Origin of the sequence: Pseudomonas sp. B21-056 (genome assembly GCF_026016325.1) — a bacterium.
GTDB lineage: Bacteria > Pseudomonadota > Gammaproteobacteria > Pseudomonadales > Pseudomonadaceae > Aquipseudomonas.
Window position 1 is genome coordinate 4887461 of the sequence record NZ_CP087203.1, and the last position, 15243, is coordinate 4902703.

Sequence of the window (15243 nt, forward strand, 5' to 3'; positions counted from 1 at the left end):
GTCAGGTATCAGGCCGCGCCAGTCTGATGCTGATAGGCCGACGCTTCCACGTCCAGCCACCAGGCCCGGCCACGCTGCGGCTGGGCCAGGATGAAGGCTTCGCCCATCTGCGGCGTGGTGATGGACACGTTACGCTCCCAGGCCAGGGCCAGGATGCGGTCGAAGGGTTCAAACCAGGCATGCATCGCCAGGTCGAAGGTGCCGTTGTGGATCGGCAGTAGCCAGCGGCCCCTGAGGTCGATATGGGCCTGGAGGGTTTGCTCCGGCTGCATGTGGACATGGGGCCAATCGACGTTATAGGCGCCGGTTTCCATCAGCGTCAGGTCAAAGGGGCCGTATCGCTTGCCGATGCGTTTGAAACCGTCGAAATAACCGGTGTCGCCGCTGAAGAAGATCCGCGTGCCGCCGTCGATCATCACCCAGGACGCCCATAGCGTGCTGTTGCCATCGAACAACCCGCGGCCGGAAAAGTGCTGCGAGGGCGTGGCGATGAACTCGATGCCGTCCACTTCGGTACCTTGCCACCAATCCAGCTGACATACTTTGCTGGCCTCGATGCCCCATTTGACCAAGGTGTCACCGACGCCAAGGGGCGTCAGGAAATGCTGCGTCTTGGCGGCCAGCTTGAGGATGGCCTGATGGTCGAGGTGGTCGTAATGATCATGGGAGAGGATCACCGCTTCGATCGGCGGCAGGTCCTCCAGACTGATGGGCGGCTGATGGAAACGCTTGGGGCCGGCCCATTGCACAGGCGACGCACGCTCGGAGAAAACCGGGTCGGTGAGCCAGAATTTGTCGCGCATCTTGAGCAGGACGGTGGAATGGCCAAGGCGGAAAACACTGTGGTTCGGTGCTGCCAGCAGCTCGGTGCGTGTCAGCGGTTGAACGGTGATGGCGCCCGCAGGACGGGTGGTTCGCGGCTTGTGCAGAAGCATGTTCCAGATAATGCGCATCATCTGGCCGAACCCTTCTCGCGGCGTGTGGGCGTGATTGTGGTACTTCCCTTGTTCGTGCCGGGAAGCTGGGTTGGCAGCGGCGCTGTCGGTCGAGGAAGCAGGCAGGCTCATGGTGCGATAACTCCAAGGGCGTCGTCGCAATTGCGCTTCGCCGTTGTGGGAAACTTTATGGCTGCAACGTAGGCGCTCAGCCACCAGCTGTGAAACTACACCACTCGGTGTAGTTTCTAGATTGCATGAATCCCGGGAGCAAGTAAACTACCAAGTGTAATTTCAATCTTCTCAACCGACGAATGCCCATGACCGCACCGCAACGCCTTACCGACCGAAAACGCGAAGCCATCCTCCAGGCCGCGATTAGCGAATTCCGCAGCAGCGGGTTCGAGATCACCAGCATGGACAAGATCGCGGCCACCGCCGGTGTGTCGAAGCGTACGGTGTACAACCACTTTCCCAGCAAGGAAGCGTTGTTCGCTGAAATCCTGAATCGGCTATGGAACAGCGTCACCGCTGAGCAAGAAATAGCCTACAACCCGCTGGAACCTTTGCGTGAGCAATTGCATCGGTTGCTGCAAGCCAAGCTGCAGTTGCTGTCGGACGAGAACCTCCTCGATCTGGCCCGTATCGCCATCGCCGCGACCATCCATTCCCCCGAGCGGGCCCAGGACATGGTTTCGCGCATGGGCCAGCGTGAGGAAGGCCTGACCGCCTGGATCCGCGAAGCCCAGGTCGATGGCCGGCTGAAGCCCGTGGAGCCGGCGTTTGCTGCCCAGCAAATGCACGGTTTGATCAAGACGTTCGCATTCTGGCCACAGATCTCAATGGGGCAGCCGGTCCTGACCCTGGAGGAGCAACTGCAGGTGATCGAGTCGGCCCTCGACATGTTCCTGATTCGCTATCAGGCTTGAGTGCCCCACCACCGCGAACCGCGGTATGGAGGGTCATTGCCCCGAGGGCGTATTCACAAATTTCTGGTGCATTTCGGTGGTCAGGCTGTCGATACGCTCGGTCAGGGCCTTGGTCATTTCTGTCAGGCGGGTGTTCTGTTCCAACAATTCAAGCAACTGCGCCGTATTGTGCGCGGCCTGGGCCTGTCGCTCGGTGTTGGCAATGGCCAAGGCTTCGCGATGTTGCGCATCGGCTTCCGCCTGGGCTTTGTCCCGAGCGGCCTGGCGGGTTTGCGCCAACAAAATCAGCGGGGCGGCGTAGGCCGACTGCAGGCTGAACGCCAGGTTGAGCAAGATGAACGGGTAGGCATCGAAATGCACGACGCCCGACAGGTTCAGGCCTACCCAGATCAGCACGATCAGGGTTTGCGCGCCGAGGAACATCGGCGTGCCGAAAAAACGCGCGAACGCCTCCGCTCGCAGCGCAAAGCGATCATTCCCGAAGGTTGGCCCCAGGTGCGCATGAGGGCGCTGAAAACGCAGGTGGTCAACGGGCGCTGCGGGGGTGGGTTGGTAAGGGGTCGCCATCGTGATGTTCTCCGCCTGGGACTGGTGCTGAAGGCACTATAACCGTTGGCCGATCATCATCTATCAGCCATGCACGCTGCGCTCGTGAAACATCAGCGTTGCCGCAGATGGCGCCCCAACTCGTCGAACAATGTCACCACCGGACGCAAGGCCCGGCAGTCTGGTCGTGTCAGGAGCCAAAGCGCCGTGTCATATCCCTCCAGCGGTTCGCCTAGAGGGATCAGGCCCTTGCCCTGACCAATCAGAAAGTCCGGCAACACTGCGACACCCAAACCCGCCCGTGCCAGCTCGGCGACTGAGAGCATGCTGTTGCAACGATAGGCAGGTTTCACGCCGGGCAGGTGTTGTCGGCGCCAGGCCACGGTGGGGTGATCGGGGAGGAAGTCGTCCGGGGCGATCCAGGTCAGGGACACCAAGTCATCCAGATCCGCGCACGGCAGGTAGGTCGGGCTGACGCAGACTCGGTAGCCGACATCGCCCAGGTGCCGACCGACCAGATGTTCCGGCGGCGTGCGGGTCAATCGCAATGCAATGTCGGCATCGCGGCGACTCAGGTTGGCGAAGTCGTTCGAGGTACTCAACTCAAGAATCAATGCCGGGTAGGCCGGCATGAACCGCGCCAGTGCCGGCAGCAGCAACGCTTGCAGGACCGAGTCGGTGCAGGTCAGGCGGACGGTACCAGTAACGACCTCACCGCCCTGCTCCACACCGATACGCGCCGCCTCCAAGGCCTGCTCGGCGCGCTCGGCCTGTTCGGACAGCGTCTGGGCCAGGCTCGTGGGCAAATACCCGGCCCGGCTTTTTTCGAACAAGGGTTGGCCCAGGGCGGCCTCGAGCCGGCGTACCGAACGGAACACCGTGGACACATCCACCTCCAGCAACCGCGCAGCCCGCGCCAGCGAGCCGCCACGGACCAACGCCAGGATCAGGGAGAGATCGGGATACTCCAGACGATAGTGCGCAGCTGCATTGAACACTTGGATAAACGCCAATATTGAGTGCGTGAACGCCAATCTATAGTGGCGACCAGGAATCAACAAGCGGCGAGCCCTCCATGGAAATCCAGCGTCCTTTGCACATCGCCCTGATTGGCGACCACGATCCGCAGATAACGGCCCATCGGGCTATTCCCATCGCACTTGAGCTGGCCAGCAGGCAAACCGGCCATGGCGTCAGCTTTCAATGGTTGGCGACGGATCTGATCAGCGACGGTACCGCTCTGGCCGACTTCGATGGCGTCTGGTGCGTACCGGGCAGCCCCTACCGAAACGAGAACGGCGCCTTGCAGGCGATTCGTTTTGCCCGCGAACAACGTCGCCCTTTCCTGGGCACCTGCGGCGGTTTTCAGCACGCCGTGCTGGAATATGCTCGCAACGTGATGGGCTGGGCCGATGCCGCCCACGGTGAAACCTCCCCGGAAGCAGAACGGGCGCTGTTGACGCCGCTGAGCTGCGCCTTGGTGGAAACCATCGACAGTCTTCAGCTAGGTGCGGGATCGTTGATTGCCGAGGCCTATGGCCGCCGGACAGTGTTCGAAGGTTATCGCTGCCGCTTTGGGGTGAATCCAGCGTTCGAGCGGGATTTGCTGAGCGACCATCTGCATGCCGTGGCCCGGGATTCGGCCGGCGAACTGCGGGCCGTGGAACTGCGGGATCACCCGTTCTTTGTCGCGACCCTATTCCAACCTGAACGCGCCGCGCTGGAAGATCGTGTGCCGCCGCTGGTCAGGGCCTTTGTCGAAGCGTGCGCAAGGGAGACGGCATGAGCGCCGCCATGATTCTACCTCCCTGAGCCAGACCTGATTCCCGCCACAGAAATCCTCTGTGGGAGATGAGCTTGCTCGCAATAGCGGTGGGTCAGCTTGCATCCATGTCGAATCAACTGCCGCCATCGCGAGCAGGCTCGCTCCCACACTTTTTCGGCGTCATGCGCCCGAGTCATGCCCCACCACAAATCCCCTGTGGGAGCGAGCCTGCTCGCGATAGCGGTGGGTCAGCTTGCATCCATATTGAATGTGCCGACGCCATCGCGAGCAAGCTCGCTCCCACACTTTTTCGGCGTTGTGCGCCAAATCGTGCCCCACCACAAATCCCCTGTGGGAGCGAGCTTGCTCGCGATAGCGGTGGGTCAGCTTGCATCCATATTGAATGTGCCGACGCCTTCGCGAGCAAGCTCGCTCCCACACTTTTTCGGCGTTATGCGTCCGAATCGTGCCCCACCACAAATCCCCTGTGGGAGCGAGCCTGCTCGCGATAGCGGTGGGTCAGCTTGCATCCATGTCGTGAGCTGGTCTAATGGCCCCGGACACCTCAATGGGTGAAACTACACCCATTGAGGAATATTCCATGACTAAGAAATACAGAAAATTCGACGCCGAGTTCAAGCTGAAGGTCTGCAAGATGATTGTTGATCAAGGTCTGAGCGTGAACTCGGTTTGTACCGATTTAGGCCTGAGCGACACCGCCGTGCGCCGCTGGGTTCAGCAGTATCAAACCGAGCAGTCGGGCGGTACGGGGATTGGCAAACCATTGACCAGCGACCAGCAGCGTATTCGCCAGCTTGAACAGCAAGTCCGCGAACTGAAGACGGATAATGACATATTAAAAAAAGCTACGGCCTTCTTTGCCCGCGAGTTGAAGTGATCCACCAGTTGGTTCACCAAATTCAATGCAAGGCCTACCCGGTGGCGCGTATCTGCCGGGTGTTGCGGATCAGTCGTTCGGGGTTTTACGAAGCTCGTCAGAGGCGTTTGAAGCCAAAACCTGTGTGCTCGGTTGCCGCTCAGCTCAAGGCTGCCTTCGTGTCCAATGAACACTGTTATGGCAGTCGTCGTTTGGTGAAAGCGCTGCGTGACACTGGCGTCTCCGTTGGACGGAACAAGGTCCGCCGCCTGATGAAACAACAGGATTTGCGCCCGATCTGGAAACGCAAGTTCGTTCATACCACTGACAGCAATCACAATTTTCCGGTGGCTGAAAACCTGCTCAATCGCCAGTTCAACCCCGAGCGCATCAACCAGTCGTGGGTCGCTGACATCACTTACATCCGCACCCGCAGCGGCTGGCTGTACCTGGCGGCCGTCATGGACCTGTACTCACGCAAGATCGTGGGCTGGGCCATGGCACCCCACATGCGGGCAGAGTTGGTATGCAGTGCGATGCAACTGGCCATCGCGCAGAGGCAACCAGAACCGGGCCTGATCGCACACTCGGATCGAGGCAGCCAGTATGCCGGTACGGACTACCAGGACTTGCTGAAGCGGCATGGAATGCGTTGCAGCATGAGTCGCAAGGGTAACTGCTGGGACAATGCAGTTATGGAGCGCTTCTTCTTGAACCTGAAGATGGAGCGCGTTTGGAGGAAGGATTACGCCAACCAAGGCGAAGCGATCAAGGACATTACGGACTACATTGTGCGGTTCTACAACGGAAGGCGAATGCACTCATCCTTGGGCTATTTGCCGCCCAATCAGTACGAGCGGCAAGCAGCCTAAAAACACCGATTGAGGTGTCCGGAAAAAGTTGACCACCTCATCGAGTCAACTGCCGCCTTCGCGAGCAGGCTCGCTTGTATGGTAGGACTTGAAGGGAGGAGGAGGGACAAGGTTCGCTTCTGACTGTTAGCCGCAGTACAGACCGTGGGAGATTTTACCCCTCCTCCTTTCACACCCAAGCGCCGATAAAGAATGCATCTGGCCTAGACCGACGATAGGAACAAGCCTGCGCCTCTGGGTGAACCCTTCAAGTGTTCAAACCTTAGCCCGGAGAGTTTTCAATGGCAATGCCGATTCCCCTCGTCAAGCCGATTGTGGGTGTGGATGTCGCCAAGGATGAGTTGGTGATGTATCACGCCGAAACCGATCAGCTTGAGATAGTCCCCAATAACAAAACTGCGATTAAGAAGTGGCTCAAGGCCTTGTCCATGCAGGTGGATATTGCCATCGAAGCCACCAATATCTATCACCTGGAGTTCGCCGATCTGGCTCACAAGGCCGGCTGCGTGATCTACATGGTCGGTGGCTATGAGCTCAGTCACTACCGCAAAGGCGTGAACGTGCGCGCCAAAACCGATGCACTGGATGCTCGCCTGTTGGCCCGTTACCTGAAGAACGAAGGCCAGGAACTGCATCCCTGGAACCCGCCATCGCCCTTGTATCGCCGGCTCGTAAGCCTTTTCCGACGCCGTGCGGCTGTGGTCCAGGCCCGTGTCAGCCTGAGCCAAAGCTGGGCGAACGAGCCGTTACTCAAAGCCGCGTTCAAACGCCAGATAGGCGCGATGCAACGGCTGGAAACCCTGGTCGAAAAAAGATCCAGGATGAGCTGAAGGACGCAGGCTTGCTGGGTCAGCTCAAGCGCTGCATGAAAGTTGAAGGCATTGGCCTGTTGACCGGCGCCCGGTTGCTCACCTCGTTTCAGCGGGGGGATTTCAAAAATGCCGATGCCTTCATCGCTTTTCTGGGGCTGGACCTGCGCATATCGCAATCAGGGCGAAAACAGGGTCGCCGCTGCTTGACCAAACGAGGTGATCCAGAAGCTCGCCGACTGCTGCACAACGCAGCGATGTCGGCAAGGCGCACGGAGCGATGGAAGGGGTTCTATGAGGCGTTGCTGGCACGGGGACTAAGTACAACTCAGGCCATGGTGGCGCTGTCGCGCAAGCTTGCCCGCGTAGTATTCGCTCTGCTGCAGAATCAGAGCGAATACCAGCCAGAAAGGCATTTGAAGGCTAGTCATGCACCATAGAATCTCCCACAGGACTTGCGGCAAGGGATCAGCCATCGACCAACTGCCGCACCGCCATAATCTCCGGCAGGTCGCTGCGTGCCATGTAGACCCGCAACGGTTCGGTGAGGTTGATGCAGTCGTCGATGTTCTGCTCCAGCAACAGCTGGATCCGTTCGCGCTTGAGGGTCATGGTGCCGTCCGCAACAGGGACCCAGACGAATTCGCAGGTGGGGATGATGCCGTCGTCGGCCACGTCCATGCCGAAGGCGTCTTCGCTGAAGCGCACGATGTACTGGCCGGTCTTGCGGTTCAGGCCGACAAAGCCCTGGAGTTGGTCGGCAGCCTGGCAGATAAAGCTTGAAGTGGTGCGCATGGTAAACCTCATGGATGCGTCCCGCGGGACGTCTGATCGATGGTTTACACGCAGGGCAAGCGAACGCTGGTTCAGGTTTCCCTCTGCCGGGGAAACTGCTGCGGCCAAGGGTACTGCAAACCTGTCTGAAAGAGCGTGGGAAAAATCTGTTTCCCACAGGTTTATGTCAGTCTGGCGATAGCGCTCAGAGCGTTCAGTTGTTAAAAGATAGGTTTTGCACAACGACGAAAGGATCTCGAGCATGCCCGTCACCTTCACCCGTAGCGCATTGATTCTGAGCCTGTTGCTCGGCTTCGGTCAGACACAGGCCGCCGAGGCGCCGAACCCCAAGGCCTTGGCCACCCGCCAAGGTATCCCCCACCCAGCAGTAATCGCCCACCGTGGCGCTTCGTTCGATGCACCGGAATCCACCGCAGCCTCCTACAAACTGGCCCGCGACCTCGGTGCCGACTACCTGGAGCTGGACCTGCAACGCAGCAAGGACGGCGTGCTGTTCGTCCTGCACGATGACAGCCTGCTGCGCACCACGGACGTCGCGACCAGGTTCCCCGAGCGCAAGGACGCCAGCGCCAACGCATTCACCATGGCCGAGCTCAAGACCCTCGACGCCGGCAGTTGGTTCAACACCGCCTACCCGGACCGTGCGCGCCCTGGGTTCGCGGGTCTGAAGATCCTGACCCTCGATGAAGTGATCGACATTGCAGAGGGTAATCCGCAGCACAAACCGGGGCTGTACATCGAAACCAAGGAGCCGAAGCTGTTCCCCGGCATCGAGCGCGACCTGAAGGATAAATTGCAGGACCGCGGCTGGCTGAGCCCGGCCGGCTCCAAGCTTGCCAAAAGTGCGACTGGCGTGGGCCAAGGCAAGGGCAAAGTGGTCTTGCAGACCTTCGAGAAGAGCAGCCTCGAACTGCTGCACAAGGAAATGCCCAAGGTACCGAAAGTCCTGCTGTTGTGGGTGGGCGAAGGCAACATCGAGCCCAAGTCCAAGGTGACATTTGCCGAGTCCGGTGAAACCGACAAAGCCGCCTACTACGCCAAGCAGCAACCCAAGGACCGCGCCGAGTTCGAGAAATGGGTCCAGTACGCCAAGGCCCAGGGCGCCATCGGCACCGGACCGTCCGCCGCACTGACCCACGGCGGCAGCCAGAGTTATGCGGACCTGGTGCAGCCATGGATGAACCAGTACACCCACGATCAGGGTTTGCTGGTGCATGTCTACACTGTGGATGAGCCGGTGGACTTCAAGAAAGTGCTGGATGCCGGCGTGGATGGCATTTTCACCAACCGGGCCAGTGAGTTGCTCAAGTACTTCAAGCGTCCCGAAACTGGCAGTGTGACGCAGTTGCTGGAGAAGAACGGTTATTGAGATGGATCGGTGAAAGAACCCCTTGAGGGAAACCTGTGGAAGTGTAGTCTGCTTCCACAGTCATGGTTCTGCAGTCGAGGTTTTTTCAAATTAAGGGTGAATTAAGTTGCCACAGTTAATCTGATCCCACTTAAACGACACACCCAAGGAAAGACCTTATGAAAACGTTGACTGCCCTGTTCACCGCCGCTGCCTTGACCCTGACTGCCGGCCTGGCCCAAGCGGATAATGATGTTCGGCCTGACCAGGTTCCTCAGTTGGTCAAGGAAGGCAAGATCAAGCCGGACCAAGAACTGAAGCAAATCGTCGAGAAGTTGCACCCAGGAGCAACTGTCGGCCTCGCTGATCTGGAACAGCGCTTTAATGGTTACGAATATGAAGTTGAAGTACGTTATCCCGACGGCAGAAAGTTTGACGTAGAGCTCGATGCAGCCACCGGCAAAGTCCTGAAAAACGAACTGGATGACTGATAAAAAAATAGCCGCGCAACCCTCAGGTTGCGCGGTTTTTTATTGTGCTTATAAAAACGTCCCCGCATCACGCGATTGTCACAAAACCATCAAGAATCCTTGCGATGATCTCGCTCAAGTGAACCTGTAGCCAGCACAGGCACTTCCCGCCAGCGAGACTTCATGAACCACAGCATTGACCAAAGCCACCGCGACCCGGACCTGTTCGGCCTGCTCTACGGGTTTCGTTTCCGTCCTGGCGAGCGTGGCCGGGAGATCGACTCCGCCCAAGCCTTGCAAAGCCTGCAACAGCCGCAAGACGAAGATGAATTCCTCTGGCTGCACCTGAACCTGGCTCACGCCGCCTGTGAGCGCTGGATGAAAAGTCAGTTGGCCTTGCCCCAGGAGTTTTTCGAAGCCTTGCACGAAGGCTCGCGTTCGACCCGTATCGAGCATGTGGACTCGGCACTGCTGGCGGTGGTGAACGATGTCGTGTTCAACCTCAGCAACCTGGTGTCCTCGGACGTCTCGACCTTGTGGGTCTGCGTCCACAGCCGATTGATTGTCAGCGCACGGCTGCAACCCCTGCACTCGGTCGACAAGCTGCGCTCATCGGTCAAGGCCGGCGAGTGCTTTCGCTCGCCCTTGGAATTGCTCGTGCACCTGCTGCGCGACCAGGGCGAAGTGCTGACCCAGATCGTGCGCAAGACCAGCCTCAGCGTCGATCAGATCGAAGACCAGTTGCTCTCCTCGCGCCTGTCCACCAACCGCGCCGAGCTGGGCGCCCAGCGCCGGGTGCTGGTGCGCCTGCAACGCCTGCTGGCGCTGGAGCCGGGCTCGTTGCTGCGCCTGCTCAACCGGCCGCCGCAGTGGCTGCAGAAGGAAGACGTCAAGGAGCTGCGCAAATCCACCGAGGAGTTCGCCCTGATCATCAACGACCTCACCGCACTGGGCGAGCGGATCAAGCTGTTGCAGGAAGAAATCGCCGCCAACCTCAACGAACAGACCAACCGCACCTTGTTCACCCTGACGGTGGTCACGGTACTGGCCTTGCCCATCAACATCATCGCCGGTTTCTTTGGCATGAACGTCGGCGGTGTACCACTTGCCACTGATCCCGAAGGCTTCTGGATTCTTGTAGCGCTGGTGGCAACCTTCACGCTGATCGCCGGCCGCTGGGCGTTTCGCAAGCAAAAAGACCATTGAGACTGACCTGTCTAGACAATCCCATTTGTCGGTGCACCGGGATTTAAAAGTCTTTTTGTCATCTCTGCTGGGGTATCCTGCCCGGGCTTTACACAAGCGAGGATCTACCAGATCTACCAACAGACTTTGCGAGGAGCGCGATATGCACGAGATTCCCAATCTCCCCTTCCCAAGCCTGCACGACACTGAGCAGACGACCACGCTACAGGCCGCAGGGCAGCCAGACGCCCGGCAACCCGAGCCCAAAGAAGCCACTGAACGCCGCCAGGCCGACAGCGAAGACTGATCCACCCGCAGCACCAGACCGTGTGGAAAGCGCTAAGATGCGCTTTCCACACTGCCTGAACCTCGAGCCCCCACCATGACCGATGACACCTCCCCCTTCAGCGAAGCCCAAGCCAATGTGCTGATCGGCACCACTGAAAAAATGGTCGAAATCTGGACGCGCCTTTCGCCAGAGAAACAAGCCGCGCTGCTGGCCCGTTTCGGCACCGAGGAAAATGCCCTCGCCGCGTTGGTCACCACACACCTGGTCGCCGGGCAAAACGACGACTGACAGGCAAATAGTTTTACTTTTCCACGCTTCACCGCCACGCGCGCCGTTATCATAAGCAGCCTATCTATCCTGCTGCCCCGTGGACCTTTTCCCCATGTCTGATTCCCAGCGCCCCCTGGCGGTCACGCTGCAAGTCGTTTCCATCGTCCTCTTCACCTTCATCGGTTATCTGAATATCGGTATCCCCTTGGCCGTGCTGCCCGGGTTCGTCCACGGCGAGTTGGGTTTTGGCGCGGTGATCGCCGGGCTGGTGATCAGCGTCCAGTACCTGGCCACCCTCCTCAGCCGTCCTTACGCGGGCAAGATTATCGACAACCTGGGCAGCAAGCGCGCCGTCATCTTCGGCCTTGCCGGGTGTGGGTTGAGCGGCGTGTTCATGCTGGCGGCCGCCTGGACCCATGATCTGCCGACCCTGAGCCTGATCAGTCTGCTGATCGGTCGCCTGGTGCTGGGCAGCGCGGAAAGCCTGGTGGGTTCGGGCTCGATCGGCTGGGGCATCGGCCGGGTCGGCGCCGCGAATACCGCCAAGGTGATTTCCTGGAACGGCATCGCCAGTTACGGCGCGCTGGCGATTGGCGCGCCGCTGGGGGTGTGGCTGGTCAAGTCCCTGGGGCTGTGGAGCATGGGCGTCAGTATCATCCTGCTGGCGGTGCTGGGGGTGGCGCTGGCCTGGCCGAAAACCGCCGCGCCCATCGTCGTCGGCGAACGCCTGCCGTTCATGCATGTGCTGGGGCGCGTCCTGCCCCACGGCAGCGGCCTGGCCCTGGGCTCTATTGGTTTCGGCACCATCGCCACGTTCATCACCCTGTACTACGCGACCCGGAACTGGGACAACGCGGTGCTATGCCTGAGCCTGTTCGGTGCCTGCTTCATCGGTGCGCGCCTGCTGTTCGGCAACTTGATCAACCGCCTGGGAGGTTTTCGGGTGGCGATTGCCTGCCTGTCGGTGGAAACCCTCGGCCTGTTGCTGTTGTGGCTGGCACCGGATGCCCATTGGGCGCTGGCGGGCGCGGCGTTGAGCGGCTTTGGGTTTTCCCTGGTGTTTCCGGCACTGGGTGTCGAGGCCGTCAACCTGGTGCCGGCCTCCAGCCGTGGGGCGGCGGTGGGCGCTTACTCGTTGTTCATCGACCTGTCGCTGGGGATCACCGGGCCGTTGGCGGGTGCGATTGCGGCGGGTTTCGGCTTTGCCTCGATCTTCCTGTTCGCGGCATTGGCAGCGCTCGGCGGCCTGGCGTTGAGCCTCTACCTGTACCGGCAGGCGCCGAGGTATCGCGAGGAACGGGATAGAAGCTAGAAGTCCACTTTTCCGCGCCCAGCCTTGATCGAGCCACGTTTGCTCTTGGACTCCAGGCGACGGGTTTTCGAACCCAGGGTGGGTTTGGTCGGGCGGCGCTTCTTCTCGACCTTGGTGGCACTGAGGATCAACTCGGCCAGGCGCTCCAGTGCATCGGCCCGGTTCTGTTCCTGTGTCCGGTATTGCTGGGCCTTGATGATCAGCACGCCGTCGCTGGTGATGCGGCTGTCGCGCAGGGCCAGCAACCGCTCCTTGTAGAACTCGGGCAACGACGACGCCGGGATGTCGAAGCGCAGGTGCACGGCGCTGGACACCTTGTTGACGTTCTGTCCCCCCGCGCCCTGGGCGCGGATGGCCGTCAGCTCGATCTCGGCATCGGGAATGTGCACGTTGTTGGAAATCGCCAGCATGGAAAGTGTCCGGTATCAGGCCCCACAGAATACCCCGAATTCCCGAGACATCGCCTACCCCCTGTGGGAGCGAGCCTGCTCGCGATTGCGCAAGCATATCCAACATCGATTTCGACTGTCATGCCGCTATCGCGAGCAAGCTCGCTCCCACAGGGTTCTAGGGCGAGCACTGGACCAGAAAAAACAAACCCGGCATTCAGCCGGGTCTGTTGTGTTTCAGGTCTACTACTTGGCAACCGCCGCCACAGCCATTTCATGCCGGGCACTGCGCTTGTTCTTGATCACGTAGCACACCCACATGAACACCAGCCACACCGGAATCGCGTACACCGAAACCTGAATGCCGGGAATCATCAGCATCACGCCGAGGATGAACACCACGAACGCCAGGCAGACGTAGTTGCCGTAGGGGTACCACAGCGCCTTGAACAGCGGCACCTGGCGAGTCTGGTTCATGTGCTGGCGGAATTTGAAGTGCGAGTAGCTGATCATCGCCCAGTTGATCACCAGGGTCGCGACCACCAACGACATCAGCAACTCCAGCGCATGTTGCGGGATCAGGTAGTTCAACAGCACCGCCACCAGCGTCACCGCCGCCGAGGCGAGGATCGAACGCACCGGCACGCCGCGCTTGTCGATCTTGGCCAGGGCTTTGGGTGCATCACCCTGCTCGGCCATGCCCAGCAGCATGCGGCTGTTGCAGTAGGTACCGCTGTTGTACACCGACAGCGCGGCGGTCAGCACCACGAAGTTGAGGATGTGCGCAGCGGTGTTGCTACCCAGCATCGAGAACACCTGCACGAACGGGCTGCCGCTGTAGGCATCGCCGGAGGCGTTGAGCGTGGCCAGCAAACTGTCCCAAGGGGTCAGGGACAACAGAACCACCAGGGCACCAATGTAGAAAATCAGGATCCGGTAGATCACCTGGTTGATGGCCTTGGGAATCACGGTTTTCGGTTTGTCCGCTTCGGCGGCCGTGAAACCGAGCATTTCCAGGCCACCGAAGGAAAACATGATGATCGCCATCGCCATCACCAGGCCGCTCACGCCATTGGGGAAGAACCCGCCGTGGGACCACAGGTTGGTCAACGACGCTTGCGGGCCGCCGTGACCGCTGACCAGCAGGTAGCTGCCCAGGGCAATCATGCCGACAATCGCCACGACCTTGATGATCGCGAACCAGAATTCGGCTTCACCGAAGACCTTGACGTTGGCCAGGTTGATGGCGTTGATCAGGATGAAAAACGCCGCCGCCGAGGCCCAGCTCGGGATGTCCGGTGCCCAGTAGTGGATGTACTTGCCCACGGCCGTCAGCTCGGACATGCCCACCAGGATGTAGAGGATCCAGCAGTTCCAACCCGACAGGAAGCCGGCGAAACCGCCCCAGTACTTGTGGGCAAAGTGGCTGAACGAACCGGCCACCGGCTCTTCGACGATCATTTCGCCCAACTGGCGCATGATCATGAAGGCAATGAAGCCGCAGATGGCGTAGCCCAGGATCATCGACGGGCCGGCTGATTTCAGCACCCCCGCCGAACCCAGGAACAGCCCGGTACCAATCGCGCCGCCGAGGGCGATCAATTGAATATGTCGATTTTTCAGGCCGCGTTTCAGCTCGCCTGTATTTCCAACGGTCATGCGTCACCTGTTTGTTTTTATCTGTGACGAAATCGAACCCGACACGCTTGTGACGTGGCGGAATGAGCAAGGCGGATAACCTTGAAGATGCGTGGGTACGCGAAGGGTCACAGTAAAACGGGGCGCATTGTACACCGCCGACCCTTGGCCGCCAGACACCCTGACAAGGCATGAGGCGCATCTGACCCTTCCCACGGATTGGAAACAAGCCGGCCAACACCCGCTGACACGACGCATGAAAGGTCTGCTGGAAGCTTTTTCTTACATCCACAGGGAGGGGAACTTCAAACCGGGCGTGCGCACAATTTTCGTCAGTATTTCTTTACGAGGCGTAACGCAATTTTTCCATGTAGGAATTTTCTGTAGGCCGTCTGCAAATTGACGGTAGGAAGCTTCCTAATCAATAAACCCTACAGGTCGCTGTTTTTAATGAGCAAAAAACTTCGCAATAAATAGAATAAAAAGTTCATCTCAAAAAAATAAAATTATTTTTTGCATTCCAAAAAACCGTCGACTAGGTTTTAGCGACTTGCCCAGGCATCGTGCCGGCAAGCCTTGCGGCGCCATACGCGGTCAGTTTTTTCACTCACCCGATTGCCCGCAACTTTCCGTAAAAGTCATCTAGGAGATTCACTATGCAAGCACTGGACAAAGACTTGGAAACCGAACTGCAACTGGACGAATGGTTTGAAGCGCCAACCCATGAAGCCGCCGTTGAAATGATGCAAGCCGACGCCGTTGTGCCGTTCGGCACGGCGATGTGGCCTCTGTAAGCGCAACCCGGCGGAGCTGA

General features: G+C 59.4%; 16 protein-coding genes and 1 pseudogene. 11 read left to right on the forward strand and 6 right to left on the reverse strand.

Annotation, left to right across the window (positions count from 1 at the left end; all coding sequences use genetic code 11):
- Positions 1–8 precede the first annotated feature (8 nt).
- The gene (locus LOY67_RS21205; protein ID WP_265064293.1) at positions 9–1067 is read right to left on the reverse strand and encodes an MBL fold metallo-hydrolase; all 1059 of its coding nucleotides are present in this window, start codon (positions 1065–1067) and stop codon (positions 9–11) included.
- A 188-nt stretch (positions 1068–1255) separates the two neighbouring features.
- Between LOY67_RS21205 and LOY67_RS21210 the strand changes: the two genes are divergently transcribed.
- Positions 1256–1864: a TetR/AcrR family transcriptional regulator gene (locus LOY67_RS21210; protein WP_265064294.1), complete on the forward strand. Its 609-nt coding sequence runs from the start codon at positions 1256–1258 to the stop codon at positions 1862–1864.
- A gap of 33 nt (positions 1865–1897) precedes the next feature.
- Here the strand turns inward: LOY67_RS21210 and LOY67_RS21215 are convergent, their stop codons facing one another.
- Together LOY67_RS21215 and LOY67_RS21220 are read right to left on the reverse strand one after the other, a co-directional pair.
- A complete protein-coding gene (locus tag LOY67_RS21215) occupies positions 1898–2431 on the reverse strand; it encodes a DUF1003 domain-containing protein (RefSeq protein ID WP_265064295.1) in 534 nt (177 codons plus the stop codon).
- A 92-nt stretch (positions 2432–2523) separates the two neighbouring features.
- The gene (locus LOY67_RS21220) at positions 2524–3471 is read right to left on the reverse strand and encodes a LysR family transcriptional regulator (protein WP_265064296.1); all 948 of its coding nucleotides are present in this window, start codon (positions 3469–3471) and stop codon (positions 2524–2526) included.
- A 14-nt stretch (positions 3472–3485) separates the two neighbouring features.
- On the opposite strand from LOY67_RS21220, the gene LOY67_RS21225 reads away from it, so the two are divergent.
- The 3 genes and pseudogenes from LOY67_RS21225 (at position 3486) to LOY67_RS21235 (ending at position 7173) form a co-directional block, all read left to right on the forward strand.
- Positions 3486–4196, forward strand: coding sequence for a CTP synthase (locus LOY67_RS21225; protein ID WP_265064297.1), 711 nt, complete (start codon positions 3486–3488; stop codon positions 4194–4196).
- A gap of 580 nt (positions 4197–4776) precedes the next feature.
- Positions 4777–5924, forward strand: a protein-coding gene (locus tag LOY67_RS21230; protein ID WP_265067800.1) for an IS3 family transposase whose coding sequence is annotated in 2 segments (ribosomal slippage) — positions 4777–5032 and positions 5032–5924 — 1149 coding nt in all. Because the reading frame shifts where the segments join, the coding sequence is not laid out codon by codon here.
- A 287-nt stretch (positions 5925–6211) separates the two neighbouring features.
- Positions 6212–7173 (forward strand): annotated as a pseudogene (locus LOY67_RS21235) (IS110 family transposase).
- 28 nt (positions 7174–7201) lie between these two features.
- On the opposite strand, the gene LOY67_RS21240 reads toward LOY67_RS21235, so the two are convergent.
- Positions 7202–7528: a DUF2025 family protein gene (locus LOY67_RS21240; RefSeq protein ID WP_265064298.1), complete on the reverse strand. Its 327-nt coding sequence runs from the start codon at positions 7526–7528 to the stop codon at positions 7202–7204.
- 241 nt (positions 7529–7769) lie between these two features.
- On the opposite strand from LOY67_RS21240, the gene LOY67_RS21245 reads away from it, so the two are divergent.
- The 6 genes from LOY67_RS21245 to LOY67_RS21270 all read left to right on the forward strand — a co-directional run bounded on the left by LOY67_RS21245 (position 7770) and on the right by LOY67_RS21270 (position 12402).
- On the forward strand, positions 7770–8897 hold the full coding sequence (locus tag LOY67_RS21245) for a glycerophosphodiester phosphodiesterase (RefSeq protein WP_265064299.1): 1128 nt from the start codon (positions 7770–7772) through the stop codon (positions 8895–8897).
- A gap of 158 nt (positions 8898–9055) precedes the next feature.
- On the forward strand, positions 9056–9367 hold the full coding sequence (locus tag LOY67_RS21250; protein WP_265064300.1) for a PepSY domain-containing protein: 312 nt from the start codon (positions 9056–9058) through the stop codon (positions 9365–9367).
- A gap of 162 nt (positions 9368–9529) precedes the next feature.
- Complete coding sequence (locus LOY67_RS21255) at positions 9530–10552, forward strand: transporter (protein ID WP_265064301.1); 1023 nt, start codon at positions 9530–9532, stop codon at positions 10550–10552.
- Positions 10553–10694: 142 nt separating this feature from the next.
- Positions 10695–10838: a hypothetical protein gene (locus LOY67_RS21260; protein WP_178111823.1), complete on the forward strand. Its 144-nt coding sequence runs from the start codon at positions 10695–10697 to the stop codon at positions 10836–10838.
- A 75-nt stretch (positions 10839–10913) separates the two neighbouring features.
- A complete protein-coding gene (locus tag LOY67_RS21265; RefSeq protein ID WP_265064302.1) occupies positions 10914–11108 on the forward strand; it encodes a hypothetical protein in 195 nt (64 codons plus the stop codon).
- A gap of 94 nt (positions 11109–11202) precedes the next feature.
- Entirely contained in the window at positions 11203–12402 is a 1200-nt protein-coding gene (locus tag LOY67_RS21270; protein ID WP_265064303.1) for an MFS transporter, read from the forward strand.
- Here the strand turns inward: LOY67_RS21270 and arfB are convergent.
- Positions 12399–12812 carry an alternative ribosome rescue aminoacyl-tRNA hydrolase ArfB gene (arfB, locus tag LOY67_RS21275; RefSeq protein ID WP_041020761.1) on the reverse strand — a complete coding sequence of 138 codons (414 nt, stop codon included), beginning with the start codon at positions 12810–12812 and terminating at the stop codon, positions 12399–12401. The genes LOY67_RS21270 and arfB overlap by 4 nt on opposite strands.
- 225 nt (positions 12813–13037) lie before the next feature.
- Positions 13038–14450 carry an amino acid permease gene (locus tag LOY67_RS21280; RefSeq protein ID WP_265064304.1) on the reverse strand — a complete coding sequence of 471 codons (1413 nt, stop codon included), beginning with the start codon at positions 14448–14450 and terminating at the stop codon, positions 13038–13040.
- A 635-nt stretch (positions 14451–15085) separates the two neighbouring features.
- Between LOY67_RS21280 and LOY67_RS21285 the strand changes: the two genes are divergently transcribed.
- The gene (locus tag LOY67_RS21285; RefSeq protein ID WP_003178782.1) at positions 15086–15223 is read left to right on the forward strand and encodes a hypothetical protein; all 138 of its coding nucleotides are present in this window, start codon (positions 15086–15088) and stop codon (positions 15221–15223) included.
- Positions 15224–15243: the final 20 nt, after the last annotated feature.

Excerpts from the sequence above, each read along its gene's own strand:
- LOY67_RS21205 (WP_265064293.1), bottom strand. The coding sequence starts at position 1,067 with ATGAGCCTGCCTGCTTCCTCGACCGACAGCGCCGCTGCCAACCCAGCT.
- LOY67_RS21225 (WP_265064297.1), top strand. The coding sequence starts at position 3,486 with ATGGAAATCCAGCGTCCTTTGCACATCGCCCTGATTGGCGACCACGAT.
- LOY67_RS21265 (WP_265064302.1), top strand. The coding sequence starts at position 10,914 with ATGACCGATGACACCTCCCCCTTCAGCGAAGCCCAAGCCAATGTGCTG.
- LOY67_RS21255 (WP_265064301.1), top strand. The coding sequence starts at position 9,530 with ATGAACCACAGCATTGACCAAAGCCACCGCGACCCGGACCTGTTCGGC.
- LOY67_RS21240 (WP_265064298.1), bottom strand. The coding sequence starts at position 7,528 with ATGCGCACCACTTCAAGCTTTATCTGCCAGGCTGCCGACCAACTCCAG.
- LOY67_RS21285 (WP_003178782.1), top strand. The coding sequence starts at position 15,086 with ATGCAAGCACTGGACAAAGACTTGGAAACCGAACTGCAACTGGACGAA.
- arfB (WP_041020761.1), bottom strand. The coding sequence starts at position 12,812 with ATGCTGGCGATTTCCAACAACGTGCACATTCCCGATGCCGAGATCGAG.
- LOY67_RS21250 (WP_265064300.1), top strand. The coding sequence starts at position 9,056 with ATGAAAACGTTGACTGCCCTGTTCACCGCCGCTGCCTTGACCCTGACT.
- LOY67_RS21210 (WP_265064294.1), top strand. The coding sequence starts at position 1,256 with ATGACCGCACCGCAACGCCTTACCGACCGAAAACGCGAAGCCATCCTC.
- LOY67_RS21280 (WP_265064304.1), bottom strand. The coding sequence starts at position 14,450 with ATGACCGTTGGAAATACAGGCGAGCTGAAACGCGGCCTGAAAAATCGA.
- LOY67_RS21215 (WP_265064295.1), bottom strand. The coding sequence starts at position 2,431 with ATGGCGACCCCTTACCAACCCACCCCCGCAGCGCCCGTTGACCACCTG.
- LOY67_RS21245 (WP_265064299.1), top strand. The coding sequence starts at position 7,770 with ATGCCCGTCACCTTCACCCGTAGCGCATTGATTCTGAGCCTGTTGCTC.
- LOY67_RS21260 (WP_178111823.1), top strand. The coding sequence starts at position 10,695 with ATGCACGAGATTCCCAATCTCCCCTTCCCAAGCCTGCACGACACTGAG.
- LOY67_RS21270 (WP_265064303.1), top strand. The coding sequence starts at position 11,203 with ATGTCTGATTCCCAGCGCCCCCTGGCGGTCACGCTGCAAGTCGTTTCC.